This is a genomic window from Consotaella salsifontis, assembly GCF_900167365.1.
GTDB lineage: Bacteria > Pseudomonadota > Alphaproteobacteria > Rhizobiales > Rhizobiaceae > Consotaella > Consotaella salsifontis.
The window spans coordinates 24,642-51,134 of the sequence record NZ_FUXL01000007.1 but is presented as its reverse complement, the minus strand read 5'-3'; the positions used below and the strand labels follow the sequence as shown (position 1 = coordinate 51,134).

At 62.1% G+C, this 26,493-nt stretch carries 22 protein-coding genes and 1 tRNA gene; 10 read left to right on the top strand and 13 right to left on the bottom strand.

Annotated elements, in window-relative coordinates; translation table 11 throughout:
* The first annotated feature begins 1 nt into the window (after position 1).
* From B5D38_RS11400 to B5D38_RS11375, 6 genes are all read left to right on the top strand, one after another.
* Positions 2-3,016, top strand: coding sequence for a type I restriction endonuclease subunit R (locus B5D38_RS11400; protein WP_078708557.1), 3,015 nt, complete (start codon positions 2-4; stop codon positions 3,014-3,016).
* 1 nt (position 3,017) lies between these two features.
* Complete coding sequence (locus tag B5D38_RS11395; RefSeq protein ID WP_078708556.1) at positions 3,018-3,761, top strand: M48 family metallopeptidase; 744 nt, start codon at positions 3,018-3,020, stop codon at positions 3,759-3,761.
* Positions 3,762-4,283: 522 nt separating this feature from the next.
* Complete coding sequence (locus B5D38_RS11390; RefSeq protein ID WP_131829907.1) at positions 4,284-4,796, top strand: hypothetical protein; 513 nt, start codon at positions 4,284-4,286, stop codon at positions 4,794-4,796.
* A gap of 110 nt (positions 4,797-4,906) precedes the next feature.
* Positions 4,907-5,422 carry a hypothetical protein gene (locus tag B5D38_RS11385; protein ID WP_078708554.1) on the top strand — a complete coding sequence of 172 codons (516 nt, stop codon included), beginning with the start codon at positions 4,907-4,909 and terminating at the stop codon, positions 5,420-5,422.
* The gene (locus B5D38_RS11380; protein ID WP_131829906.1) at positions 5,419-5,748 is read left to right on the top strand and encodes a hypothetical protein; all 330 of its coding nucleotides are present in this window, start codon (positions 5,419-5,421) and stop codon (positions 5,746-5,748) included. The genes B5D38_RS11385 and B5D38_RS11380 overlap by 4 nt, the downstream gene beginning before the upstream one ends.
* 1,041 nt (positions 5,749-6,789) lie before the next feature.
* Positions 6,790-7,992, top strand: a complete 1,203-nt coding sequence (locus tag B5D38_RS11375; RefSeq protein ID WP_078708552.1) for a hypothetical protein — start codon at positions 6,790-6,792, stop codon at positions 7,990-7,992.
* Between the two features lie 314 nt (positions 7,993-8,306).
* On the opposite strand, the gene B5D38_RS11370 is transcribed toward B5D38_RS11375, so the two are convergent.
* Entirely contained in the window at positions 8,307-8,498 is a 192-nt protein-coding gene (locus tag B5D38_RS11370) for a hypothetical protein (protein WP_078708551.1), read from the bottom strand.
* A 120-nt stretch (positions 8,499-8,618) separates the two neighbouring features.
* Positions 8,619-9,602 carry an integrase gene (locus B5D38_RS11365; protein WP_078708550.1) on the bottom strand — a complete coding sequence of 328 codons (984 nt, stop codon included), beginning with the start codon at positions 9,600-9,602 and terminating at the stop codon, positions 8,619-8,621.
* Positions 9,603-10,639: 1,037 nt separating this feature from the next.
* Here B5D38_RS11365 and B5D38_RS11355 point away from each other — a divergent pair.
* Complete coding sequence (locus B5D38_RS11355) at positions 10,640-11,413, top strand: SDR family oxidoreductase (protein ID WP_078708721.1); 774 nt, start codon at positions 10,640-10,642, stop codon at positions 11,411-11,413.
* Positions 11,414-11,568: 155 nt separating this feature from the next.
* Entirely contained in the window at positions 11,569-12,438 is an 870-nt protein-coding gene (locus B5D38_RS11350) for a D-psicose 3-epimerase (protein ID WP_078708548.1), read from the top strand.
* A 261-nt stretch (positions 12,439-12,699) separates the two neighbouring features.
* On the opposite strand, the gene B5D38_RS11345 is transcribed toward B5D38_RS11350, so the two are convergent.
* The 8 genes from B5D38_RS11345 to B5D38_RS11305 form a co-directional block, all read right to left on the bottom strand.
* A complete protein-coding gene (locus B5D38_RS11345) occupies positions 12,700-13,485 on the bottom strand; it encodes a gluconate 5-dehydrogenase (RefSeq protein WP_078708547.1) in 786 nt (261 codons plus the stop codon).
* Positions 13,486-13,527: 42 nt separating this feature from the next.
* Complete coding sequence (gene kduI, locus B5D38_RS11340) at positions 13,528-14,370, bottom strand: 5-dehydro-4-deoxy-D-glucuronate isomerase (RefSeq protein ID WP_078708546.1); 843 nt, start codon at positions 14,368-14,370, stop codon at positions 13,528-13,530.
* Between the two features lie 108 nt (positions 14,371-14,478).
* On the bottom strand, positions 14,479-14,940 hold the full coding sequence (locus B5D38_RS11335; protein WP_078708545.1) for a NanQ anomerase/TabA/YiaL family protein: 462 nt from the start codon (positions 14,938-14,940) through the stop codon (positions 14,479-14,481).
* A 179-nt stretch (positions 14,941-15,119) separates the two neighbouring features.
* A complete protein-coding gene (gene kdgT / locus B5D38_RS11330; protein WP_078708544.1) occupies positions 15,120-16,136 on the bottom strand; it encodes a 2-keto-3-deoxygluconate transporter in 1,017 nt (338 codons plus the stop codon).
* 105 nt (positions 16,137-16,241) lie between these two features.
* Positions 16,242-17,549, bottom strand: coding sequence for a TRAP transporter large permease (locus B5D38_RS11325; RefSeq protein ID WP_078708543.1), 1,308 nt, complete (start codon positions 17,547-17,549; stop codon positions 16,242-16,244).
* A gap of 3 nt (positions 17,550-17,552) precedes the next feature.
* Positions 17,553-18,062 carry a TRAP transporter small permease gene (locus B5D38_RS11320; RefSeq protein WP_078708542.1) on the bottom strand — a complete coding sequence of 170 codons (510 nt, stop codon included), beginning with the start codon at positions 18,060-18,062 and terminating at the stop codon, positions 17,553-17,555.
* A gap of 57 nt (positions 18,063-18,119) precedes the next feature.
* Positions 18,120-19,106: a TRAP transporter substrate-binding protein gene (locus tag B5D38_RS11315; protein WP_207552935.1), complete on the bottom strand. Its 987-nt coding sequence runs from the start codon at positions 19,104-19,106 to the stop codon at positions 18,120-18,122.
* 325 nt (positions 19,107-19,431) lie between these two features.
* On the bottom strand, positions 19,432-20,184 hold the full coding sequence (locus tag B5D38_RS11305) for a GntR family transcriptional regulator (protein WP_078708539.1): 753 nt from the start codon (positions 20,182-20,184) through the stop codon (positions 19,432-19,434).
* 476 nt (positions 20,185-20,660) lie between these two features.
* On the opposite strand from B5D38_RS11305, the gene B5D38_RS11300 reads away from it, so the two are divergent.
* Together B5D38_RS11300 and B5D38_RS11295 are read left to right on the top strand one after the other, a co-directional pair.
* Positions 20,661-20,747, top strand: a tRNA-Leu gene (locus B5D38_RS11300).
* A gap of 56 nt (positions 20,748-20,803) precedes the next feature.
* Positions 20,804-21,049 carry a CopD family protein gene (locus B5D38_RS11295; RefSeq protein WP_078708720.1) on the top strand — a complete coding sequence of 82 codons (246 nt, stop codon included), beginning with the start codon at positions 20,804-20,806 and terminating at the stop codon, positions 21,047-21,049.
* 33 nt (positions 21,050-21,082) lie between these two features.
* On the opposite strand, the gene B5D38_RS11290 is transcribed toward B5D38_RS11295, so the two are convergent.
* From B5D38_RS11290 to B5D38_RS11280, 3 genes are read right to left on the bottom strand one after another with little or no spacing between them, the layout of a single operon-like run.
* On the bottom strand, positions 21,083-22,210 hold the full coding sequence (locus B5D38_RS11290) for an ABC transporter permease (protein WP_078708538.1): 1,128 nt from the start codon (positions 22,208-22,210) through the stop codon (positions 21,083-21,085).
* Entirely contained in the window at positions 22,207-25,002 is a 2,796-nt protein-coding gene (gene rbbA / locus B5D38_RS11285) for a ribosome-associated ATPase/putative transporter RbbA (RefSeq protein WP_078708537.1), read from the bottom strand. Before rbbA ends, B5D38_RS11290 begins: the two co-directional genes overlap by 4 nt.
* Complete coding sequence (locus tag B5D38_RS11280; protein ID WP_078708536.1) at positions 24,995-26,068, bottom strand: HlyD family secretion protein; 1,074 nt, start codon at positions 26,066-26,068, stop codon at positions 24,995-24,997. Before B5D38_RS11280 ends, rbbA begins: the two co-directional genes overlap by 8 nt.
* Positions 26,069-26,493 lie beyond the last annotated feature (425 nt).

The window sequence follows — 26,493 nt, the reverse complement described above, 5'->3', positions numbered from 1 at the left end:
CATGAGCCAAGGCCCCGAATGGCATTTTGCCGAGCGCCCGACGATCGAGCATCTGAAGGCCATGGGCTATGGCTTCGTGGCGCCGGCGGAGCACTCTACCTTACGCGACGGCGAGAACCAGGTTCTGTTTCTCCCACATCTGATCGACGCGCTGATGCGCATCAATGGGATTGACCGCGCTTCGGCGGAGGCCGCCTATGGCGAGCTTGCGGCGATCAGCGACAATGAGGCTTGGCTGAAGGTTTTGCGCGGGGACTATGCGCGCAAGGTGGCGGGTCAGGAAACGCGGCAGACGCTGCGGGTGATCGATTTTCTCGACGTCAGCAACAACCAGTTTTCCGTGACGCATCAGCTTAGGGTCAAGGCGGAGCATCCGCGCAAGCCGGATGTCGTGGTCTGTGTAAACGGCATTCCGCTGGTGGTGATCGAGGCGAAAAGCCCGCTGAATGTGAAGGACAAGACCGGCGAGGCGTTCGAGCAGATCAGGCAATATGAGCGGGACATTCCGCGCCTGTTCTTCTCCAATGTCTTCAACATCGTGACCGACGGTGCGCTGGTGCTCTATGGCGCGACGGGCTCCGGCTCGAAATATTTCGCCGAGTGGCGCGACCCGTGGCCGAAGTTTGACGCCGATTTTCCCGATACGCTTGCCAAAGGGCTTTGGTGCCTGCTGGAGCCGAGCCGTCTGCTCGACCTGATCACCCATTTTGTCGTCTTCGAAAAGACGGATGAAGGCACGATCAAGAAGATCTGCCGCTACCAGCAGTTTCGCGCGGTCAATCGCATCGTCGACCGCGTGATCGAGGGCAAGCACCGGCAGGGGCTGATCTGGCACACGCAGGGCAGCGGCAAATCGCTGACCATGGTGTTTGCGGCGCTGAAGCTGAAGACACACCGGACGATCCAATCCGAGACGCTGACCAATCCGAACATTCTGGTGCTGACCGACCGCATCGACCTGCACAGCCAGATCAGCGGCACCTTCGTTGCCTGCGGCTTGCCGAACCCGATACCAGTCGAGAGCGTCAAAGATCTGCATGCGCTGATCCACAGCGGCAAGGACGGGCACACGGCGCTTTCCACCATCTTCAAGTTCCAGGGCTCGGAGAAGCCGATCGCCAATTCCGAGAACTGGATCGTGATGGTGGACGAGGCGCACCGCACCCAGGAAAAGGATCTCGGCGCCTATCTGCGCGCAACCCTGCCGCATGCCCGCTTCTTCGGCTTTACCGGCACGCCGGTGAAGAAGGACGACAAGAACACCTACGAGAATTTCGGTGTGGTCGGCGAAGGCTATCTCGACAAATACGGCATCGACGACGCGGTAGCCGATGGCGCGACCGTGCCGATCTACTATACCGGCCGCAAGACCGACTGGCATATCGATGAAGCCAAGATCGACATCCTGTTCGATACCTGGTTTGCCGAGTTGGACGACGACAAGCTCAACGAGATCAAGAAGCGCGGGGTGCAGATCGAGGATCTGGTCAAGCACCCGCGCCGGATCGAGTTGATCGCCTACGACGTCTGGACGCATTTCAAGGAATACGCCAGGCCAGACGGGTTCAAGGCGCAGATCGTCGCCATCGATCGCGAGGCGGTGATCCTCTACAAACAGGCGCTGACGAAAGTCATTGCCGAGGACCTTCAGGCCGACGGCGTGGAAGCGGCGGAGGCACAGGTTCGGGCCGACGCCATGTCGGCCTGCGTCTATTCGATCAACCAGGAAGACGGCAAGCCGAGCGAGGATGCCCACAAGCAGGCGATCCGAACCGCGCTCAAAGCGAACTATCTGGATGCCGAGGCCGAGAAGCAGACGAAGAAGGCCTTTGGCCGCAAGGGTGACGACCCGCAGTTCCTGATCGTCTGCGACAAGCTCTTGACCGGTTTCGATTGCCCGATCGAAAGCGTGATGTATCTCGACAAGCCGCTGAAGGAGCATGGTCTGCTCCAGGCGATCGCTCGCACCAACCGCGTCTCGGACGCGAAGAAGCGCAACGGCCTGATCGTCGATTACATTGGCGTGTCCGGACATTTGGAGGAAGCGCTCTCCTCCTACCGCGCCGATGACGTGAAGAACGCCATGCGCGACCTGGACGACCTGCGTAACCAACTGCGCGCCGCCCATTCAGCTGTCGCAACCATGATGAAGCCGCTGAAACGCACGGCAAGCGACAAGGACGGGCTGAAGGCGGAATACGATGCCTTCGTGAAGCTGCTGGGCACCGAGGACAAGTGGTTCGACTTCAAGGCCAAGGCCCGCAGCTTCATCGCGCTCTACGAGACACTGAGCCCGGACCCGAGCGTTCTCGAATTCACCGCCGACCTGAAATGGGTCGCAAACTTTCTGCTCTATGGCACCCAGCGCTTCGAGAAGCGCCAGGCCTTCGACCAGATGAACTACAGCGAGAAGATCCGCGAGATGCTGGAGAAGCATCTGGAGGCAACAGGTCTCAGCGTCACCGTCAAGCTGCGCCACATCACCGATCCGAAGTTCTGGGAGGACTTCGAAGCTGAAGACAAGTCTGAAGAAGAGCTGATGACGGCCGCAATCCGCAAGACAACGGAACTGCGTAAGACCGTCACCGAGCGGATCGACGACAGCCCGCATCAATATGGCAAGTTCTCCGAGCGCCTGCGCCAGCTGCTGGAGAAGCTCGAAAGCGCCCAGCTCTCTTGGTCGGGGAAGCTGAAGGCAGCCGAAGAGCTTGCGAAGGACATCGCCGCCGAGGATGCCGCCCATGTCGAGGCAGGTCTGTCTCCCGGAGCCTATGGCATCCTGCAGATCCTGAATGACTTCACGTCGGGCCCAGAAGGCGAGGATCTGGCGATCCGACTGGAGAGGCTTTACACGGACCCCGCGACCGCGTCCGCCGGCTGGTGGGAGAAGGATGGTTTGCGCAAAAGCCTGCGTCAACAGGTGCGCTCTATGGCGCATCTGGCAGGGCTGACACAGCTCAAGGAGATCCCGGAAGAGGTGGAGGCCTACGCGCTCAAGCATTTCGCGGGGCAATGACGTGCCTGTTTATCGCATCGGCAGCCAAGAGATCGAATACACGCTGAGGCGATCAGCGAAGGCACAGAGGGCGAGCCTCAGCATCACGCCGAAATCCTTTGAATTGCTGGTGCCGGAGAACGCCACCGACGAACAGATCAGTGCCGTGCTAGGGCGCCGGCGCGCCTGGATCATCGAGACCGTGCAGGGCATGGAAAAGCGCGCTAAAGCTCAGACGCGCGTCTACCAATTCGTGTCCGGCGCAAAGATCCCCTATCGCGGCCGAATGAGCAGACTGACCATCGAACCATTTGAGGGCTCCCTGGTCGAGGTCAGCTTCCGCAACAGTTTCCAGATCCGCAAACCGTCCGATCTGTCACCCGACTCGTCTGATGCCATCATCGAGAGTGCCCTCAGGCTCTGGCTGAAGCGCCGTGTGCGCGATGATGCTCGCGACTTCGCCCGACGACATGGCGAGCGGCATGGATTGAATCCGCGCGGCGTGCAGATCAAGGACCAGAAGCATATGTGGGGCAGCTGCGGCCAGGACCGTCAGATCAATCTGAACTGGCATCTGATCTTCGCGCCAAAGCCCGTGCTGGAATATGCGGTGGTTCACGAGATGTGCCACCTGAAGCACCGCAACCACGAACCGGAATTCTGGGACCTTGTGGGCCGCGTGCTGCCGGATTGGCAGGAGCGCAAGGCCTGGCTCGACAAAAACGAGCACATGCTGGGGTGGGAGAAAGTGGAGCCGTCGCCGTGAGAGGCCGCAATGGCACGCGCCGTTGAATTGGACAGCTGATGCCGCTGCGCAATTGAACCGACCTTTCAGCCGGTTCTTGCGCGAGACGGTTCGCTCAAGCGCCGCGCGGGCTGACCGGCGCCCTCTGAAAGCGATGCTTTCAAAGGCTCGTCGGTATGACTTACTCGTTGCGCCCAGATATGCTCGAATTGGCTCGCAGCCGCTCACCGGCTCGATCCTGCGGTCTCGTCGCATCCATTCTTCATCCGGCGAGGAGCGCGCGCCTGTGACTTTGCCTGTGCGTTTCGGCGAATGTCCATTCGAAGGGAGGGCGGCGTTTGATCTTTCGCCGCTGAAGCGCTCGCCAAGGTAACGCGAGCTAAGACTTCGGTAATCGCATTGAGCGGATGCAAGGCTTTGGGACGCGGATCGACGCCGCCGCCTCGGTCCTTGGTTCACAAAAAAACGAAGAATCGATCGTTACATCTGTTGTAACGGTCACGATTTTGAGCTATATGCTGTCTCAGCAACGGAGGCACGCACATGGTAATGACCAGCGCCGAACGGCAGCGAAAGCGGCGCGAGCGGATCGCGCGGGAACAGAAGGCAATGCCGGACGAGGCGGCACCGTATATCCGGCGCCCCTTCTCGGAGTTCTTTTGGCTCCATGACGGTGAGCACATCGAAGGGTGGCAGAGCGCCGAAGAAATGTGCGCTTATGCCGGCATCGAACTCCCCTGGTTCAGGACGGAGGACTGGCCGGAATTCGACACATACGATTTGAGCAGCGCCGACATTGAAAATCGGGGCTCGATCTCAAAGGCCGAGCTTCTTGTGGGCGCGCTTCACGAGGCCCTCGACGTGCTGACCCAGAAGATCAACGCGTTCAAGCGGGAAGAGATCGAAGCTCGGATCAAGGAGCTTGAAGAGTCCGACCTGTCGGACCCTTCGGAGAAGAAGCGGGCGCTTCGCGAAATCGTCCGCCTGAACAAGATCAAGGATCAACTAGGGAAGCGAGTCCGCCTCGAACACCCGGTGACAGAGGTCAAGGGCTGAGGCCCTTGGTGCTGCCGACGCGACTGCAACCGCGCCGGCAGCTTTACGAGCCGTCGCGCTCCAACGCGACGAATCTTACTCACGGCTATGAGCAGAAGGACCATAACATAATGGGCACTACCAACACGACCTCCGCAGTCGCGGACTTCCTGAAGACCGACGAAGCGACTTCACTCCTGTCGTCGGCGGGGGAGCACATGGAAATGGCTGACGAGGTTAAGCAAGGCTCTGCCTGGATTGCCTCGTTGATCAATGATGCGAGCTCCGGCGCTGGCGATAAAGGCATTTTTGACGAGATTGCGACCGTGACGGAGTATCTGGAGGGCGCGGTCGTGGATCTTCATGCATTTGTCGATCTGGCGCATGAAGCGCTTGGGCATGTTGCTTTGACGAGAGAGGCGCTGAGGGCGCTCGCTGCCGATCCAACTGAAGGTAATCGCAAAAAACTTGCTATTGCGGCAGGGCTCTTGGAGGGTAGCTCGGTGCCCATGAGTTCTGAAGATAAGCAGCTCCTTCGCCTGTTCCTCCCGAAGTGCTTTCCGCGCCCAGGAATTACCCTCGGCAATCTGCATTTTCTCGTCAACGACCGGCGAACCTTTAAGTTGGCTGCGCCGGAGGCCAAATGATGCGCTACAACCCGTCGCGCGGTGGACACGCGCCATCCAATTTACGTCATCGGTTTGAGATCCTGATCGCGCGCTACGTTCGCGGCGGCGCAATGCGGCTCGACGACCTCCAAGAACTTTTCGGGCTTTCCGGCCAGCTCTGGAACTGCACCGATCCACTCTCCATCGGGCTCTACGCTTCTGAAGGAGCGACCGCAGCCAAGGGCGTGCGGTTCAATATGGCTCTGAGAACGTATGCCGAGGCATCGCGCTACCTTCGCCGACACCTGCGGTCGCACAAGCCTCGCGTCCGCATTCCGACAGAAGGCCGACCGCCAGCGGCTTGAGCGTAGCCGCGACCAATTTGATCTCAGCGAGGGCGTCCATCGTGACGCCCTTCTTCGCCTAAGTGCTTTGGCATGACACGACCAAGGACTTTGGAGACCGGCGCCGGCCGACGCAACGCCGGAGAGAACCATCGACAAGCACGACAGGAATTGGTCCAGGGAGTGTTCTGACCGATGTCAGGCCGAGATGGCAGTGAACTTTCGCGAGCGGAGTTCCGGCGCCAAAACCTAGATCGACGCAACCGAGCAGGCAGAACGCGGTCGAGTGAGCTATCCGGTCGTCCGAGCCATATCGAGATCTTTGGTCCGGTCTGAACAGCAGCACCAATACGAGAAGCCACCTCAGTCACACCGGAAGTTGACAGAATACCGGAAATTCCGAAATCGTTGAAATCCGTCAACTTAGTGTAAACTTTGTGTAAACCCTCAAAGTGAAATCAATGACTTAGCGCCGAAACGAACCTGCCATTCGCGGCCTCAATGCCGGCGATGTCAACCAAATACGCCGCCCTTCGGGGCTCATAGCGACCTGATGTCAACTTCTGTCAACCGCCGTGTCAACCATGATGCGACTTGGGAGGCTCTGCTGCCCGGCAACGCCCCATCCCGAGCCGGACGCTCGTCGATGCACGATCGCGTGCGGACTTAGCCACCCGCACGCTGAAGCGTCATAGGAAGCCGGCGGCGAGCATTCTTTGTTCGGACGCAGAAAGACGCACTGGCAGCGCGAATGCGCGCCGGTGAGTCTCTCTTGCGATCTGAGTCCGACGACACGCTTGGGATCGCAGTTCGAGCAGCCAGTCGATTTGTTGCAACCGGAGTTCCGGACGTTACCGGGATTTCAGAACCCTCAGGCGGCATTCCCTCCCGTGGACCGCGTATTTTCTAGGACTTCGCACTCTCCGGCACAGTGATACCTCCGCGATCAGGGATCAACGCAATCATGACGGCTTCCCCGATCTCCGCTGAGGTCGTATCGGGTCCATCCACTTCTGCTGTTTTGATCCAGGATCTTTACACGTGCCGCTACGAAATATTGCCGTGAAGTTCGCCAAGAGCAGCAGGACCCCGGTGAATCTGACATACTTCGATCAGAAGCTCGCTCAGTCGCAGGAACGGCTAGCCAATCGCTTGGCGATGGTGCCGCAGATTGATCTCGGTGACTTTCATCGCCGCGCAGTTATCGATTGGGTCGATATCGGCTTTTGGATTTCTCGGCGCACGCAGGCAATCCACGTGAAGCGCACAATCGACAAAGCGCTTGATACGAATTGCTTCACAGATCTCGTGCCGCTCGATGAGGAGGAAAAACGTAGCCAAACCGGAACCTACTTCTCGGTAATACTACAGGAACCAACGATCGCGTTGATGCTCACCGCAGTGGGGGCGATGGAGCAAAAATTCAGTTTGGAGATGCAGGGCGTGATCCGGGCGATGGAGATCAGTGTCGATTTCCGGCCGAGAACTCCATCGCCGGATGCGCGAACGAGAATGCTGACTGTTTTGCAGCGGCACCATGTTCCTCCTCCGGAGGTTCTCTCAACGCGCCCGGACAGACCTCGCTTTGCTTGGGGGAACAAAATGGATGGGGAACGCTATGCTGCAGTGCTCCCGCTGTCGCGCGATAATTCTCTGAATGAGCATTTGGCGATAACTACCGATCACGACCGGCAACCTGTTGGAGATGCTAACTACTATGTCGGGCGAAAATACGGACCGGCGATGTGGCGCATCATGGATAAGGAGATCGACCAGCAGAACCGGGCAGCAGGCACGGCTCGGATTCTCACTGAGGAAGAGCGCCGCGTCAGAATGGAGGTGACGCTAGAGACGGAGGAGGTTCGGCGGCTAGGCGTTATATTCATCGACGACCTGCGGCGATTTCACTTCGAAGGGCTTCAGAATACATATTTCCGGTTCATGCTACCAACATTCAAGTGCTCGCACGGTGGCGTTATGGGTCTTGTGTCGGAGAGGCTCGAAAACGACCGGCGCCGGAAATTCATGATGACCGGAATGATTGGTTTGCGTGAGATGGACGATGCGCTTCAACGAAGGAGAGCCACTCACCGCCGAGGCCTCATTAAGCACCTTCGCGAGCGAGGCTTAGCAGTGAAACCCGAGAAGCGCGCCGGACGCGGACCTTCAAAAACCTACGTCGCCTACAATGATCTCAACAAGGCGTTTGAGGTCGCGCTGCGAAATTTGCGCGAACGTGAGCAGAGAGAGCTTCAGCATTTGTGATGGAGAGGCAGGAAGAGGACATATTCCTAAACAAGTTATTAGAGGTTCAAGCGAGCGATAGAACGGAATTCAACGTTCTCAGCGCATGCGCGAAGGCGCGCGAACGTATTTCTCGCCCGAATTAGTGGGAAAAATTTGCAGCAGGCTCTCTGGCTGACAACGCCCACCATGCTGGACCTCGCCGCCAGGAAGTGGAAAAAAGCGGCCACGGAATAGGTCCGTTGACGTGCTGCGAGCTTCGAGTGATCGCATCGTGAGCGGCACGGGCCGGGCGTCACAGGCCTCTGTAAGGCTCAGGGACACGATCCGGCGCTTCAGGCCGTGTATTCCACCGAAGCCCAAGAAGCTGGCCACGGCGCATCGGCATCGAGAATCCAGTCATGCGCCGCCTGATTGACGGCGATCTGGGCGTCAAATTGTGCCGGCGTTTCCGCCCGCGCGGCGGCTGCACCGACGAGCACGCACAACGAGACGAGCCCGATTTGTCGGAGAGGCATGGTGACCATTGCGACATTCCTTCAGCATTCACGCTGCCGGCCGATCCGACAGCCTCAAGCTGATAGGACGCGGGGCACGGGGTGCAAAGGAAAATCCCGGCGCGGCGAACGCTGCCTTCTGGTGCGCTGCTACAGGCGATCGACCAGATCGACAGCCTTGATATGAGCATAGCGCTGGAGCATGCGAAGCTCTTTGTGACCGGAGATCGTCGCGGTCTCGATGACGTTGAAACCACGCTCCAGCAGGCGTGTGACCGCTTCGTGCCGCAAATCGTGAAAATGAAGGTCCACTGACCCGGCGCGCGCCCGCAGGTGCGCCCATGCTTGCTCCACGGCAGATTTGCTGGTGTCGATCACCCGTTCTCCAGTGCGTTCGCCCTTGAGCTGCCGGAGGATCTCGGTGGCCCTCTGCGACAGCGGCACGTCACGCTCTTCGCCGTTCTTGGTCATAGGCAGATGGGCGATGCGCTTTTCGAGATCGACGTTTTCCCAGGTCAGGGACAGCAACTCGCCCTGCCGCATGGCGGTCTCAAGCGCGAGGATGATCAGAGGGCGTATCCATGGGTTTCGACCGCTATTGGCAGCGTCCAGCAGGCGTTGCTCTTCACCGGGCTGCAGGCGCCGATTGCGGCCACGCGGCGGCGAAGGTCGCCGGATGAGCCGGCAGGGATTTTGCGGAAGATGAACACCCCACTCCTTGCGAGCGATGTCGATGGCGTGGCCGAGCGTGTTCAGCTCGCGAATGACCGTCGCCGGCGCAACGTGCGTGAGTCGTTCATCTCGATAGCCGGCAACGTCGCCCGGTGTCAGGAGCGCCAGCGTGCGAAAGCAGATCGACCGGGAGAGCATTCCCCGGATACGGTAGGTCTCGGTCGAAGCGCTCCTCTTCGATGGCGTGATCTCCTTGAGATAGCGCTCCAGAAGCTCCCGGACGGTCATCTTCTCGGCAAGGCGCGTGTCGGGAAGATTGCCGCAACGGTCGAGTTCCGCCTCCAGACTTCTCGCCCACTTCTCGGCGTCGGCCTTGCTGTCGAAGCTCTTCGCACGCGGCTGCAACCCTTTGCGACGAACCATCGCCTGCCATCGTCCACGAAGTCGCCTGATCGTTGCCATGAAAGCGTTCCTGTTTTGTGCCTTCACGCATAGGATGCCCCCACAGCGGCGCCAAGGAACAGACTGACGTGGCAAGAGGAATTCTTGGTGCAGCCTCGCGGGCGCGTGGCTCGTTGCCGGAGCGGCTTGCAGCCAGTGTGCCGGGAATGTGGCTTTCGATGCCAAAGGCGCTATCCGGCGAGCGCTTCAATCGTGGCAAAGCGCTGCGGCCCAATGGACCGCTGCAGCCAAATTATGTGGTATTAGAGCACCTTGTTAAGGCAGTTCTTTCTCAAGCTGGTCAACAACGGCTGCCTGCGAGCTTGGCGCTCAGTCCGGGCGCTCCGGTAGATACGGGCGTGCCAGTATCGCGCCGCAGACACGGATCCCGCAAACACACCAGTCGACTTTCGCCGAATTGTGCTGAAAATTCAAATTGTTATGGAAAGCTGCATCCGCTCTTCGCGGACAATTCGGAGGGCAGCACTCTATCCAGCTGAGCTACGGGTGCCCGGCTGCCGGGCCTGAAGGACGGCAGCGATGTCGGCTTTCGTATCTCATCGGTGTGCGGCAGGCAAGGCCATCATTGCTCTCGACCGGCGGATGATTTCCGTCTGGATTTGGTGAATGCACCTCGAGAATTGCCGGTGTTTCGAGTCAACGCGCGTTCCGCGGCTGTTCGGCGACGGGAACCAGAACGACTGCCCTGTCGATGATGACGGTTCCGCGCCGCCTGGCGCTAGGAGCTTTCGGAGGGTCTTGATCCTCATCGCGCATGTCATCCTTGGAAGCGCCTGCGGCAACGTCACGCTGACCCTCGGCGTGATTTCGAATATCATGGACCACACCGGCCTTCCCGGTTGCATCCAGCGCATGGTTCAAGGCGGGCACCATCATCCTCGCCCTTCCGACCGAGCGCTCCGCATGCGCCGGGGAAGTCAGGTCGGAAAAACGCACGTATGCGGGGGGAGCATCTGACGGCCGAAAATCGGCCGACGAGGATGGCGCGATGCCTGTTGCGTGGCTGCGGCATGAAAGACTGGTTGGAGGAAAAGCTCATGTCTTATCTCGAGAAACTGTTCGCCTTGCAGGGCAAGAGCGCCTTCGTGACGGGTGGCGCCCAGGGCATCGGCAAGTCCGTCGCGCTCGGCATGGCGCAGTGCGGCATGAACGTCGCCATCATCGATCTGAACAAGCAGAAGGCGGAAGAGGCGGCCCACGAGGTCGAGAAGGCCGGCGTCAAGGCGCTGGCCCTGTCGCTCGACGTCACCTCGCCGGAAGACACCGACGCCATGATCGCGCCGATCGTCGGCGCCTTCGGCCGCCTCGACGTCGCCTTCAACAATGCCGGCATCGCCAACAACGCTCCGAGCGAAAGCATCGACTTTTCGGAGTGGAAAAAGGTGATCGACGTCAATCTGGTGGGCGTCTTCCTAACCGCGCGGGCGGCAGGGCGGCAGATGATCGCCCAGGGCGGGGGCGGCTCGATCGTCAACACCGCCTCCATGTCCGCCCACATCGTCAACCGGCCGCAGCCTCAGAGCGCCTATAACGCCTCCAAGGCGGGCGTCATTCAGCTGACGAAATCCCTCGCGGTGGAATGGGCGCCCCACGGCATACGCGTCAACTCGATCAGTCCCGGCTACATCCGCACAGAGATGACGGGGAATCTGCGTGAGGATTGGCGCAGGTCCTGGCTGGAGCAGTCGGTGACGCCCGTCATGGGGACGCCGGAGAATTTGGTGGGCGGGGTTCTCTATCTCGCCAGCGACTGCGCGGCCTTCACCACGGGCGCCGACCTCGTCATGGACGGCGGCTTCACCGTCGTCTGACGGGGAGGTTCGGGAGGTCCTTCGTGCCTGCGGGGGAAGATGATGCACGTGGGCACGGATCAACGCCTATGAGACTATGATCAACGGTGGCCGGGGCGAAGTCAAAGCGCAGGCCTCCATGTCCTGACGTCCGTTCCAAAAAACTTGGTGATGCAATGAAATACGGAATCTACTATTCGTACTGGGAGAAAGAGTGGAGCGCGGACTGCCTGCGCTATGTCGAGAAAGTCGCCAAGCTCGGATTTGACGTCCTGGAGATCGCCGCTCACCACGTGAACGGCTACGAGCCCCGCCATCTCGACGAGATCCACCGCTGTGCCAAGGACAATGGCCTGATCCTGACGGCCGGACTTGGGCCTTCCAAGGACCGTTATCTTTCCTCGCCCGATGCCACAGTGCGCGCGGCGGGGCGCAAGTTCTTCGAAGAGACGCTGACCAACATCGCCAAGCTCGACGTTCATGTCATCGGTGGGGGGCTCTACAGCTATTGGCCGCTCGACTATTCCGAGCCGGTGGATAAGGAGGGCGACCGGGCCAGGGCCGTTGAAGGGATCACCGGCATCGCCGACTTCGCCGCGAACCTTGGAATCGACCTGTGCCTCGAGGTGCTCAACCGCTTCGAGAACCACATCCTCAACACGGCCGAGGAGGGAGTCGCCTTTGTCCGCGACGTCGGAAAGCCGAACGTGAAGGTGATGCTCGACACCTTCCATATGAACATCGAGGAGGACAGCTTCGGCGGCGCCATCCGCGCTGCCGGGCCTCTTCTCGGCCACTTCCACACCGGGGAATGCAACCGGCGCGTTCCCGGCAAGGGGCGCATTCCCTGGCGAGAAGTCGGCGAGGCGCTGCGAGAGATTGGCTACGAGGGCGCAGTTGTCATGGAGCCCTTCGTCAAGATGGGCGGTCAGATCGGGAGCGACATCCGGGTCTGGCGTGATCTCAGCAACAACGCCGACGAGGCGCAGATGGATCGCGACGCCAAGGATGCGCTGATCTTTTCCCGCTACATGCTCGAAGGGTAACGCCTCGTAGGGCGAAAGGCCGATCCGCCGCCAACAATGCTCGGGACACAGCCGTTCCGGGCATGAGGGCAAGTGCGCCGACTTTCGCTTCCTGCGCATTCTGCTCGAGGGGCTGCTTCGACCGTGCAAGCGTTCCGTCGAACTGGTACTCGCGAAAAGGCCGCGGGGAGGGGGCTCCCCACGGCTTTCAATGGTAGTCAGAGCGAAACGCGATCGACCGGAAGGTCGGTTCGCTCCGACGCTATGGCTCGGCGCTCTGCCTCAGGGCTGCTTGCCGATATAGGCGAGGATGCCGCCGTCGACATAGAGCACGTGGCCGTTGACGAAATCCGAGGCCGGGGAGGCGAGGAAGACCGCCGGTCCCTTCAGGTCATCCGTCGTGCCCCAGCGATTGGCCGGCGTCTTGGCGAGGATGAAGCTGTTGAAGGGATGTCCCGGCTCGCGCAGCGGCGCGGTCTGCGGCGTCTCGATGTAGCCGGGCCCGATGCCATTGCACTGGATGTTGTAGGAGCCGTACTCCGAGGCGATGTTGCGGGTCAGCATCTTGAGGCCGCCTTTGGCGGCGGCATAGGCCGACACCGTTTCGCGGCCGAGCTCGCTCATCATCGAACAGATGTTGATGATCTTGCCCGCGCCCTTCTTGATCATGCCGGGGATCACCGCCTTCGAGACGATGAAGGGGCCGTTCAGGTCGATATCAATGACCTGGCGGAACTCGGCGGCAGACATCTCGATCATCGGGATGCGCTTGATGATGCCGGCATTGTTGACCAGAATGTCGATCGACCCGACCTCGTCGGCGATCTTGGCCACCATCGCCTCGACCGCCGCCTCGTCGGTGACGTCGCAGATATAGCCCTTGGCGTCGATGCCGGCGGCCTTGTAGGCCTCCAGGCCCTTGGCGAGATGGTCGGGATTGACGTCGTTGAAGACGATCGTCGCGCCCGCCTCGGCGAGCGCCGAAGCCATGGCGAAGCCGATGCCGTAGGAGGCGCCGGTCACCAGCGCGACCTTGCCCTTCAATGAGAAGGCTGAGGAGAGTTCCATGAACCCGTTCTCCTTGTCAGATAATTCGAAGAGCCGACGCGCCTAGCGCAGGTCCTTGATGGCGATGTGATCCATGTCGGGGAACACCTGGTTCTCGCCGCCCATGGCCCAGATGAACGTGTAGGCCGTGGTGCCGCAGCCGGCGTGGATGCTCCACGACGGGGAGATCACCGCATCCTCGTTGTGAACGAGGATGTGCCGGGTTTCCTGGCCCTCACCCATCATGTGGAAGACCGCCTGGTCCTCGGGCACGTTGAAATAGGTGTAGATCTCCGAGCGGCGCTCATGGGTGTGAGCCGGCATGGTGTTCCACACGTTTCCGGGCTCGAGCTGGGTGAGGCCCATGCAGAGCTGGCAGGTCTCCAGCACGTCCGGATGGATGAACTGGTTGATGACGCGCTTGTTGGCCGACTTGTCGTCGCCCATCGGCACTTTCTTGGCGTCCGCCATCGAGAGGAAGGTGGTTTTCAGCACCTTATGGGCGGGAGCCGAGATGCAATAGAACTTCGCCGGCTTGTCGCCCGCCTTGCTCTTGAAGACGACGTTGCGGCTGCCCTTGGAGATATAGACGCAGTCCTGGAAGCCGACGTCGAAGGTTTGCCCATCGACTTCCACCGTGCCGGCGCCGCCGAGGTTGAAGAGGCCGAGCTCGCGACGCTCCAGGATGTAATCGGTGCCGAAGCTCTTCATGCACTCGATGCCTTTGTCGAGCGGCACCGCTTCGGAAACCGGCATGATGCCGAACACGACCATGCGGTCGACGTGGGAATAGACGGCGACGACGGTGTCGGCGACATAAAGGTTCTGGATCAGGAACTCGTCGCGCACTTCGTCTGTCGTGTAGCGCTTGAAATCTCTCTGATTGACGGAATAGCGAATATTCATCGGCTTCTCCTTTGGTTACAGGCGGCGGGCGCCTGTCGGATCAAAAAAGGTTGCGCCGGCAGGGCGCGGGAAATTGGTGGTCGTGTCGGCAGGGACGGACCTTCGCGTTCAGGAAGCGCGGATCTTCATAACGACCTTGCGCACCGGGCTCGGCGCTTCGGTCTGACATGCGGGACGGTGGACGTCCCAGGGATAGAAGACCGCGTAGCATCCCGCGGTCAGCACAAGGTCCGTCTCGTTCGGCACGTCCGCGAAAAACTGAACGTCCTTGTCCTCGATGACCTCGCTTGCCGCAGGCACGAGCGAGAGCGGCGCAAAGCCGATCTTCTCCTCGCCGGATACAACGTACTGAATGTCGATGTAGCGGAAATGGGCCTCGGGCTTCTTCGTCGCCTTGGCGCCGGTCTCGTACTGCTGGAAGGAGGCGAACATCGCCTCGCCATCGATCTCGACGCGGCCGGGTTCGATCGCCGCGAGGTCGGTCGAAGCGAGGAACCGCAGTCCCTTCAGGATGGCCTCAGGTAGCGTCGAGGCTTCATTTTCAAAGTTTTCCAATCGGCCGAAGATCATGGGTCTGGTCCCTGGTTGGCTCAAAGCGGGAGAAGGTTCGACACTGAGCGGTCGCTTCGTCCCGAGCCCCGCGGGTAATGCCGCGGAGCGGCCAGTTTCTGATGTATCTGATATATTTGTTGGCGGTGCAAGCCGCGCCAGCGAGAACGAATGCCGCAGGCGCGGTCTGCTTTTGGGTGTCAGCGGGCGGTCGGCGCAACCGGCGGCGCGACGACCATCGCATCGACGGGGTCCTGCTTTACTGCCGCGGCCGGGTTGACCATCCTGGCCCAAAGACCTGTGACGATCGGCACGAGAATGGCTGTCACGAGACAAGAGGTGGCAACCAGTGCCGTCGCCGACTGTGCGGCAGGCTGGAAGGCGGGCACCATGCTGGCGATGATCATCGGATTGGCGATGGCGGCGCCGGCTGTGGAGGAAGCGGCGAGGCCCGCCGTGCCGTTACCGCCGCCGATGAGCTTGTCGGCCAGCATCAGCGGGATGCCGGTCACGACGATGACGATGAGGCCGAGCAGGATGCCGCTGATCCCGGTGGTCAGGATCACGTGCAGGTCGATGCCGTTGCCCAGCGCGAAGCCGATGAACGGGATCAGGGCGTGCACGCACTTGCCGAAGAACTGGCGAAGGTCGCTGTCGAGATTGCCGAGGGCGAAGCCGACGAGGAAGGGCAGCACCGCTCCGACGAAGACATGAGGCTCAAAGGTGGCCACGCCGGCCGCGCCGAGGATGACCATGGACATCAACGGTCCGGATTCCAGCGACATCAGGATGAAGGCTCCAGCCTCCTCCTTGGTGCCGTACTGCTGCATGACGGCCGCGTAGAGACCGCCATTGGTCATGTCCATCGCGGAACAGATGGCGATGGCCGAGAAGCCCGCGAAAAGGCCGGACTGGACGCCTTCCAGCGGCAGGAAGCGGGCGGCTAGCATGGTGCAAATCCAGGCGACGATGATCTTGACGATCACCAGCGTGCCAGACTTGCGCAGCACGGTGCCCGTGGCGCGCAGCTCGATCGTGGCGCCCATACAGAAGAACCACACCGCCAGAATGGGAACGGTGCCGGTGATCAGGCCCTTGGAGAAGGAGCCGAGATAATCGCCCGCTTCGGGGAAGAAGGTTTTGCAGATCGCGCCCAGGATGAGCGGGACGAGCATGACACCGCCAGGAATGCGGTCGATGGCTTGCTTGATGCGCATTTTTTTCAAATCCGGATCAGGGAGGAGGGCGCAACCGGCCGCTGGGAGCAGCGTCTGGCGCTGCGCCCTTGAAGCGGGAGGTTGCGGAAGCTGTTGGTCTGTGCCCTAGCGCACCAGGCCGAACGCGCGGGGAAGCGCGAGCGAGAGGTCGGGAATGAAGGTGACGGCGAGGAGCATCACCACCAGGATCATGAAGTACGGCAGAAGAGATCTGACGACATCCTCGATCCTGAGATTGGCGATCCGGCACCCGACGAACAGAATGGGTCCGACAGGCGGCGTGATGGTGCCGATGCAGAAGTTGAAGACCATGATCACGCCGAAGTGGACGATATCGAACCCGAGCGACGTGGCGATGGGCAGGAAGATCGGCGCGAAGATCAGAATGGCCGGCGTCGGGTCCATGACGCAGCCGAGAATGAGCATGATGATATTCATCATGATCATGATCAGCACCGGGCTGTCGGTGATGCCCAGAAGCGATTCCGCGATGATGTTGGGAATGCGCGCATAGGCCATGATCCAGCCCATGATCGCCGAAACGCCGATCATGAAGATGATCATGCCGGTGGTCTTGGCGGTTTCCAGGAGGAAGCCGGGGATCATCTGGACGGTGATCGTGCGGTACACAAAGGACAGGATCGTCACGTAGACGACCGCGATGCAGCTCGCCTCGGTGGGCGTGAAGATGCCGGAAATGATGCCGCCGACGATGATGACGATGAGGAGCAGCGCGGGAAACGCCTCGATCGTCACCTTGAGATTGGCGCCGAAGCCCGAAAGGCGCTCCGAGCGGTAGCCCTTGCGCCGGGCGTAGATCAGCGCCGGGATGATGCAGGCCAGGCCCCAGAGGATGCCCGGGATGTAGCCGGCGACGAAGAGGGCCGCCACCGAGGCGCCGCCGCTCGCCAGCGAGTAGATGATGAAGGTGTTGCTCGGCGGAATGAGCATGCCGGCCGGCGCCGAGGCGATGTTGGCCGCCGCCGCGAACTCGGGCGCATAGCCCTCGGCTTTTTCCTGCGGACCCATGGCGCCGCCGATGGCCGCCGCCGCCGCCACGCCCGAGCCGGAGATGGCGCCGAACAGCATGTTGGCGACGATGTTGGTCTGGACGAGGGCGCCGGGAATGAAGCCGATAATGGCCTTGGCGAAGTTGATGAGACGTCGCGCGATGCCGCCGTTGGTCATGATGATGCCGGCGAGCACGAAGAAGGGAATGGCCAGGAGGGAGAAGGAATTGATGCCCGCGAAGGCGCGCTGGGCGGCCGTGATGGCCATCTTATCGACGGTGAAGATGGTCGCCATGGCCAGCACGGAGCCAAGGCCCATGGAAATGCTGATGGGCACCCCGATCGCCAGAAGGACCGGGATCGAGATGAGCATGATCAGCCCGATGTCGGCAGCGTTGGCCATGGATCACGCTCCCATTTCGCGGTTGGAAGCGCTCGAGAGCAGGCGCAGGGCCCGCAGGTCGCTCCAGATGTTGAAGAGGCAGTAGAAGATCGAGAACGCGCCGCACACCGGCAGGGCGAGATAGATCTGGCCCGTGGTGACGAGCGGGATTGCGGCATTGGTCTGGCGCATGGTGCGCCCCACCGCTTCCCATCCGCCGTAAAGCAGGATGATGGCGACGAAGATCAGGATGAGGACGCTGCAGATGATCTGGAGAATGAGGTTCCAGCGCTTCGACACGGCGTCGCAGACGAAGCTGATATTCATGTGCCCTTTTTCGCCAAAGAGCAGGGCTGCGGCGAACAGGACCAGCCAGACGAACATGATCTTTGCCAGTTCCTCCGACACCGCACCAGGACTATTGAAGACGTAACGCGCGACCACCTGCCAGGTCACCACGACGGTCAGCGCTCCGCACAGGACAATGCAGAGAAACGCCAGGATTCTGTCGACCCATTTCTTGACCGCAACCATGATTTTATCCTCTCCGATAGGGCTTGCCGGGCGCTGAGGCGCCCGGCAACGGATTCGTCACTTCATTTCGCGGATTTTCTTGTAGATCGTCTTGGTGACGTCGTCGTTGAGCTTGCTCTCGACGAGCGGCTTCACGGCCTCGCGGAAGGCGGCAAGGTCGACGTCGTTGAACTTCGCACCAGCAGCTTCGGCATCCGCCTTCGCCTTGGCGACGGAGTCGGCGAAGGAGGCGTATTCGGTGTCGACCGCCTTGGCGAGTTCTTCCTGGAAGATCGTCTTCACGTCGTCGGGTAGACCGTTGTAGAGGTCGGCGTTGATGACGAGATAGTCCGGCATCATCAGGTGCTGGGTGTAGGAGTAGTAGGGTGCGACCTCGTCGTGCTTGAGCGAGGAGAACACGATCTCGTTGTTCTCGCCGCCGTCCAGCACTCCGGTCTGGATGGCCGTGTAGACCTCGCCCTGACCCATGGCGATGCCGACGCCGCCCATGTTGTTCATCATCTGGATGTTGGTGTCGGACTGCATGACGCGCACCTTCGTGCCCGCGAGATCGGACGGCTCCTTCACCGGGCCCGACTTGCGGTAGACGTTGCGCACGCCGCCGTGGAAGGCGGCCAGAACGATCACGCCCTGGTCCTCGACCGAATGGTAGAGATCGCCGACGATCTCGGGGTCGTTCACGACCTTCTTCTGCTGCTCGATGCTGTCGAACATGTAGGGAAGGTTGAAGATGACGAAATCGGGGTTCCAGCTCTCGAGCAGGCTCGCCGCCGCCAGCGACATGGCGATGGTTCCGGTCTGGACCATCTCCACGGTCTCCTTCTGAGCGCCGAGAAGCTCGTTCGGGAAGATCTGAACCTTGTATTCGCCGTTGGTGCGCTTCTCCAGAGCCTCGCCGAACTGCTTCATGGCGATGTACTGGGGATGCGTCTCAGGCTGGTTGAACGCCACTTCGAGCACGGTTTCCGCCGAGGCGGTGGTGATCGGCGCGGCAAAAGCGGCCAGCGCCAGGGCGCTGGCACCGATCATCGCGAAAGTCTTCATGCGAAACATTTCCGTTTCCTCCGTTTCACTGGCAAGGCGATTGCGACATCCTCGATTGGCGCACTCGTTTCGGGTGACGAGCACTCGTTAGCCAATCTCGTATATCAGATATACCGATGCGCGCGCAGTTTGGCCTGATCAGCCCTATTCATTGCGCTTCCAGTCGCCGGGCATGACGCCCGGCGTGGCCGGCATGCGGTTCCCGATCCTTTGCCGGCTCCCGCTGGGACCGGCGCTGTGTTCCTTTCCTCCCTTTTTCGGCGGCACCGTCTCCTCCGGCGCCTGTGCCGATCTTCTCAGCCTCTTGGCGAGGCCGCAGCGCGGCTCATGAGCGCCGCGCGACTCCGCGACCCCATTTGATGTAGGCGGCCTCGACGTCGCCTGTGAAGTATTCGGGGCTGAGGTCTCTGATCGCGCCGAGGCTCGATCCAAGTCCATCCATGTGGCGGTCCATGGCCTGCACCGCGGCTTCCGTGTCATGGGCGGCAACAGCCTCGACGATCGCGGTGTGCTCGCTGCAGGCGCGCTCCATCCGGTTCGGCTGCGGCAGTGTCAGTCGCCGATAGCGATCGAGCTGGATCTTCAGCTGTTCAATGATCGTCCAGATCCCCGGATAGCCGGCCGCTTGCGCGATGGCCCGGTGCAGCGCCTCATCGGCGGCGTGAAAGGCACGATAATCCTCGCTCTCCTGGCTCTCGCGCTGAAGCTCGAGAATGGCCCTGAGGCTGGCGATGTCGCTGCCGCGCGCTCGCTCCGCCGCCGCACGCACAGTCACCTGTTCGAGCGCGGTCCTCGCGACGATCGCCTCGGGCAGTACGTCCACCGGGATCTTGGCGACGATCGTACCGGACTTGGGAACGATCTCGATCAGCTTCTCCTCGGCAAGGCGAAGCAGAGCCTCGCGAACCGGGGTGCGGCTGACGCCGCTCTCTGCGGCGATTTCCTTTTCATTGATCGGATCGCCCGGACGGCGGCGAAGCGACACGATTTCCTCGCGCAGTCGTTGATGCACCAGCTGGGCCGCCGTCAGCGTATGGGCCGAGGGGGAAGTTCCAGAATGGGTTATCGTGGCGATCATGCGAGCACTGTGTCCCGATCCCGATTTCGACCTACTTGTATATCAGATACACCAGAAGGCCAAGGCCGTCGGTAGGGCTGCGACATTCTTTCCTGCAGGTGCCTGGATAGTCCTTAACCGCAGGGCTTCGAGCATGCAAAAGATCCGCTCGTCCCGCCTTTCCCGTTTTCGATGGAGGATGCTGGCGCGCAGCGGCAAATCTTTGGAGCAAAGTTCTGGTATTCGCCCGCGAGGTATCCTATACGGGCCGCTGCGGCGGCGCCCGATGGGCGAAGTCCGAATGCGGGTGTGGCGGAACTGGTAGACGCGCTGGACTCAAAAAGTGGTTTGTCTACCGTATGCACAGAATTCACGACGAGTTGAAATCGGCACGATTTCAACGAGTTGGCAAAGAGGATGCTGGAGACGACAAAGCTGCCGGATTGCGCTAGGTGCAGCATAGGTGCATGGAGCGCGGTCAGAATCGGCGGCAATAGGCGGGTGTGGCGGAACTGGTAGACGCGACGGATTCAAAATCCGTTTCTGGTGACAGAGTGTCGGTTCGAGTCCGACCACCCGCACCAATCGAGATTATTGCCAAGGTTGGGGTCAAGGGTTCGAATTCCTTCACCCGCTCCAAATTTTCTGTGTCCGGCCCGGACACTGTTTCATTTATCTCCAATACGATCCGGGCGTCGGCTGGCTTCACACCAAGATCTTCCTGGCGCTCCTCCTGTCGGGCTATCACGGCTTTCTGTCGGCCTCGCGCAAACGCTTTGCGGCCGACGCAAACACCCGAACCGCGACGTTCTGGCGCGTCATGAACGGGGTGCCAATGGCGCTAATCATCGCCGTCATCATCCTCGCCGCCGTCAAGCCGTTCTGACCGGACCTGCGCGGGAGGGTCAGAATTACGGCATTACGTCATGGTACCGATGGCCGAACGGAAGCGCGCTAGGGAGATGGCAAAGAGGATCGCGCCGATGAGCGCGATGGCGAGGAACTGCGGCCAGACGACGTCGAAGCCGGCGCCACGGTAGAGGATCGCCTGGGCCAGGCTGACGAAATGGGTGGTCGGCGCGCCCAGCATGAGGGTCTGGACGAAGTCCGGCATGCTCTCGCGCGGCGTCACCCCGCCCGACAGCATCTGCAACGGCAACAGGACCAGCATCAGCAGCAGGCCGAACTGCGGCATCGAGCGCGCCTGGGTGGCGAGAAAAATGCCCATGGAGGTGGTGGCGAACAGATGCAGCGCGGCGCCGGCGAGGAACAGCGCGACCGAGCCCTCGATGGGAACGCCGAGCAGTCCCTCGACGATGAGAAACAGCGACCCGGTGCAGGCGGCGAGCACCACCACGCCCATCGACCAGACCTTGCTCGCCATGATCTCGGCGGGCGTCAGCGGCATCACCAGAAGATGCTCGATCGTGCCATGCTCGCGCTCGCGGATCAGCGCGGCGCCGGTCAGCACGATCGACAGCATGGTGACGGAGTTGATGATCTCCATGATGCCGCCGAACCAGGCCGGATCGAGCGACGGATTAAAGCGGGCGCGCAGCACAAGGTCGATCGGCAGGTCCTCGACCGTCCGATAACGCTGGGCGAAGGCGGTGACCTCCTGGTTCACGATGGACTGGATGTAGCCCGCTCCGATGAAGGCCTGGGAAATGCTCGTGGCGTCCACGTTGAGCTGGGTCGTCGGCTGCCGGCCGGCCAGCACGTCGCGCTGGAACTCCGGCGGCACGACCAGGGCGAAGGTGTCGAGCCCTGCATCCATGCGTGCATCCATGCCAGCCGGGTCGATCATCTCCGGCGGTGAGAAGTACGGAGGCTTGAAGGCGTCGACGATGCGCATCGAAAGCTGCGACTGGTCCTCGTCGAGGATGGCGATGGTCGCCCGGTTCATCGTCTCGGGCATGGCCGTAGCGGACAGATAGATCGAGACGGTGAAGGCGAAGACCACCAGCACGAGCATCATCGGATCGCGCGCCAGGCTGCGCAGCTCCTTGACGCCGAGATGCCAGATGTTGGCGAAGCTACCGCTCATCGCTCCTGCTTCCTCAGGAACGCCGCCGCTGCGGCCAGAAGGACCGGCACGGCGAGGAGCAGGGGCACGAATTGCGGGGCGAGGTCGGAAAAGGTCAGCGCCTTGGAGAACGTGCCGCGCGCGATCGTCAGGAAATAAGTGGTCGGAAACACTTCTCCGACGAGGCGTCCCATCCCGGAGAGCGAGGAGACCGGATCGATCACGCCGGAAAAGCTGACCGCCGGCAGGATCGTCAGGATCGCAGTGCCGAACATCGCCGCGATCTGGCTGCGCACGAAGGTGGAGATCAAGAGCCCGATCGCCGTCGAGGCGCCGACATAGACGATCGCGGCGGCGAGCAGGGTCGCGAAGCTGCCCTTGAGCGGCACGTCGAAGACGAATACCGTCAGGGCGACCAGCAGCACGAAGCTGGCGACCGACAGCACCACGTAAGGCAGTTGCTTGCCGATCAGGAATTCCAGCCTTGTCGTCGGCGTCACGGAGAAGTTGACGATCGAGCCGAGCTCCTTCTCGCGCACCACGGAGAGCGCGGCGAGCATCGCCGGGATCAGCATCAGGAGGATCGGGATGACGGCCGGGGCGATCGCCTTCAGGCTCTCGACGTCTGGATTGTAGCGATAGCGCGTCTCGACGTTCGCCAGGCTCGCGACCGCCGCGGCCTGGCCGGCCTTCTTGGCGCGGCGGGTCAGCCAGTTGGCGTGCATGCCCTGGACGTAGCCGCCGATCGTCTCGGCTCGGGTCGGCATGGCACCGTCGATCCAGGCCGCGACCGCCACGTCGTCGCCGCGGGCGGCACGACGAGCGAAGCCTGGCGGGATCTCGATCGCCAGCGAAATCTCGCCGGCGCGCATCCGCCGGTCGAGGTCGGCATAGCCGGTGATCGGCGGTTTTTCGTCGAAGTAGCGCGAGCCGGCGATATCGAGCGTATAGTCCAGGCTGAGCGTCGTCTGATCACGGTCGAGCACCGCGAAGGTGAGGTTCTCGACGTCGAGCGTGATGCCGTAGCCCATCACGAACATCAGGAGGACGCTGCCGAGGATCGCCAGGGTGAGACGGATCGGATCGCGCTTGAGCTCCAGGGTCTCGCGGTGCGCGTAGCTGAGGGCGCGGCGCGGGCTGAAGAAGCTCCGCCAGCCGGCACTGGCCGCAGGTGCGGCGGGCTCGGCGGTCGGGGGTTCGTTAGCCGCCGCGAGCTCTGGCGCGGGCTGTTCTCCGTTGGCTCCCTCACCGGTAGCCTCCTCCAGATAGCCGATGAAGGCGTCTTCCAGTGTAGCGACACCGCGCGCCGCGACGATGGCGTCGGGAGCGTCGGTCACGAGCACCGTGCCGGCATGCATCAGCGAGATGCGGTCGCAACGTTCGGCCTCGTTCATGAAATGGGTGGAGATGAAGATCGTCACGCCGTCCTCGCGCGACAGCTCGATGAGACGCCGCCAGAAGGCGTCGCGCGCCACCGGGTCCACCCCCGAGGTCGGCTCGTCGAGGATCAGCATCTCCGGCCGGTGGATCATCGCCACGGCCAGCGACAGGCGTTGGCGGTGGCCGAGCGGCAGAGCGTCGGGATAGGCGTCCTCGACCTCTCCGAGGCCGAAGCGCTCGATCATCTCGCGCACCCGCTCCGACACCTCGGCTTCGGCGACATGGAAGAGGCGCGCATGCAGCGCGAGGTTCCGGCGCACGGTGAGTTCGCCGTAGAGCGAAAAGGCCTGCGACATGTAGCCGACGCGGCGGCGGGTCGACAGATCGTCCGCGTCGACCTCGTGGCCGAACAGCCAGGCCTGCCCTTCGCTCGGCGGCAGCAGGCCGGTCAGCATCTTCATGGTGGTGGTCTTGCCGCAGCCGTTCGAGCCGAGAAAGCCGAAGATCTCGCCGCGACGGATGCGGAAGCTGACATGATCGACGGCGGTGAAGTCGCCGAAGCGCATCGTCAGATCGCGCGCCTCGATGGCGGCGCCGTCCGCGCCGGTGTCCGGATGCGATGGGATGACGATCGGGCGGTGCTCGCGGCGCTTGTCCTGCGGCAGCAGCGCGACGAAGGCCGCCTCCAACGAAGCCGTACCGGTGCGCGCCAGAAGATCGGAAGGGCTGCCCGTCGCCAGAACTCGCCCGGCATCCATCGCCACCAGCCAGTCGAAGCGCGAGGCCTCCTCCATGTAGGCGGTGGCGACCATGACGCTCAAGCCGGGGCGGTCGGCGCGGATCGCCTCGATCAGCTCCCAGAACTGGCGGCGCGACAAGGGGTCGACGCCGGTCGTCGGCTCGTCGAGGATCAACAGGTCAGGATCGTGGATCAGCGCGCAGCACAGGCCGAGCTTCTGCTTCATGCCGCCCGACAGCTTTCCGGCCGGGCGGTCGAGGAACGGTGCCAGGCCCGTGCTCCGGGTGAGATCGAGAATGCGTCGCCGCCGCTCGGCGAGGCCGTGGCCGAAGAGCTGACCGAAGAAGTGCAGGTTCTCGGCCACCGACAGGGTGGGATAGAGGTTCTTGCCCAGGCCCTGCGGCATATAGGCGATGCGCGGACAGGTCCGGCGGCGATGACCCTTGCTGGCCATATTGCCACCCAGCACTTCGATCGTGCCTGCCTGGATCGCTCGGGCCCCGGCGACGAGCGAGAACAGGCTCGACTTGCCCACCCCGTCCGGTCCGATGAAGCCGACCATGCAGCCAGCCGGCAGATCGATCGTGACGCCGTCGAGCGCGCGGGTCTTGCCGTAGCTGAGACTCACGTCGGCGAGGCGGACGACCGGCGGGGCAGCGGACTCAGGCGGGAAGGAGCCGAGTTCGTCAGCCATCGGGCAGCTTTACCTCAAGGCCGTCCGGCCAGTCCTGCCTCGGATCGAGCTTGACGTAGGCCATGCCGGGCAGGCCGGTCTTGACGTAGCGGATGTATTCCTGGAGCAGCTCCGGGCGCACTCGCGCCTTGACCCGGAAAGTGAGCTTCTGTCGCTCCTCGGCGGTCTCCACCGTCTTCGGCGTGAACTGGGCGACGTCGGCCACATAGCTCACCGAGGCGGGAACGACGAATTGCGGCGCGGCGTCGAGCACCAGGCGGACCTCGCTGTCGACGGCGACCTTGCCCGCCGCTTCGGTGGGCAAGAAGAATGTCATGTAGACGTCCTTGAGGTCGACGAGGTTCAGGATGGCGCTGCCGGCGCCGACGATCTCGCCCGGCTGGACGACCCGGTACTGCACCCGGCCGGCTCGCGGCGCGCGCAGCGATGTGTCGGCTATGCTGGCGTCGATGCGCTCAAGCGTGGCCTCAGCCGCCTCGACTTCCGCGCGGGCGGAGACGACCCCCGACTGGGCGGTGCTGATCGCCGCCTCCGCCGCGGCGACCTCAGCCTCGGCGGCGGCCAGCGCCGCCTTGGCGCTGGCCAGCGTCGCCGTGGCGTTGTCGAGCTGCTGGACGGACGCGGCGTTCTTGCGCACGAGCTCTTCGGCGCGGGTGAAGCTCTTGTCGGCCGAGTCGAGCTCGGCCTTGCGTTGCTCGACCAGGGCGTCGGCAGCCTCTTTCTGCGCCTCCTGCTGGCGAACCTGATGCTCGGCGGTCTCCACACCGATGCGGGCGCGCTTGAGATTGGCGGCCGCCTCGCGCCGCTGGGCGTCCAACGTCTCGGTGTCGAGCCGGGCCAGCACCTGGCCCGCATCGACGAAGTCGCCGTCATTGACGGTGATCTCCTCGACCCGGCCGGCCGTCTTGGCGGCGACGTCGATCTCGGTCGCCTCGATGCGGCCGTTGCTGGCGGCGATCCATTCCGGCACTTCCGAAGGCTGGAGCTTCAGCCAGGCCAGATAGCCGAGGAACGCCCCGAGCGCCACGACGATGACTGCCCGCGAGGAACGGGACCTTTTTCTCATCACCGGGTCTGCCCCGACCTGTGGCGTGTCCCAAATCTTCGGTCAGTGACGCCGCGAGGATAGCGGAGACAGGCCTCGCCCCGTCCGTTCGCAGCCATAGTGACGCTCGGTCGACCATGGTTGAAGCAGGAGCGGGCGGACTTGCACAAAACGGGCATTGGCACCTTCGGCCCAACCTGGATAAAGATACGTTATGGTACCCTTTTTTCTGACGGCACGCAAGCAGGCCCTCCGCCTTGCCCGGACGAAAACTGCGCGGATGCGCCCTCCACGCGGAGTGACATGGCAGATGGCGTCGCCGCGGTAGACCCCTCCGTGTTCTCGCGCATTTTCGACTGATCGTCGCGGAAATCGCATGGAGGCCGATGGCGTCATGAGCATCTTGAAATCCGCACCTGCGAAGCGATCAACCGAATTTCGTATCA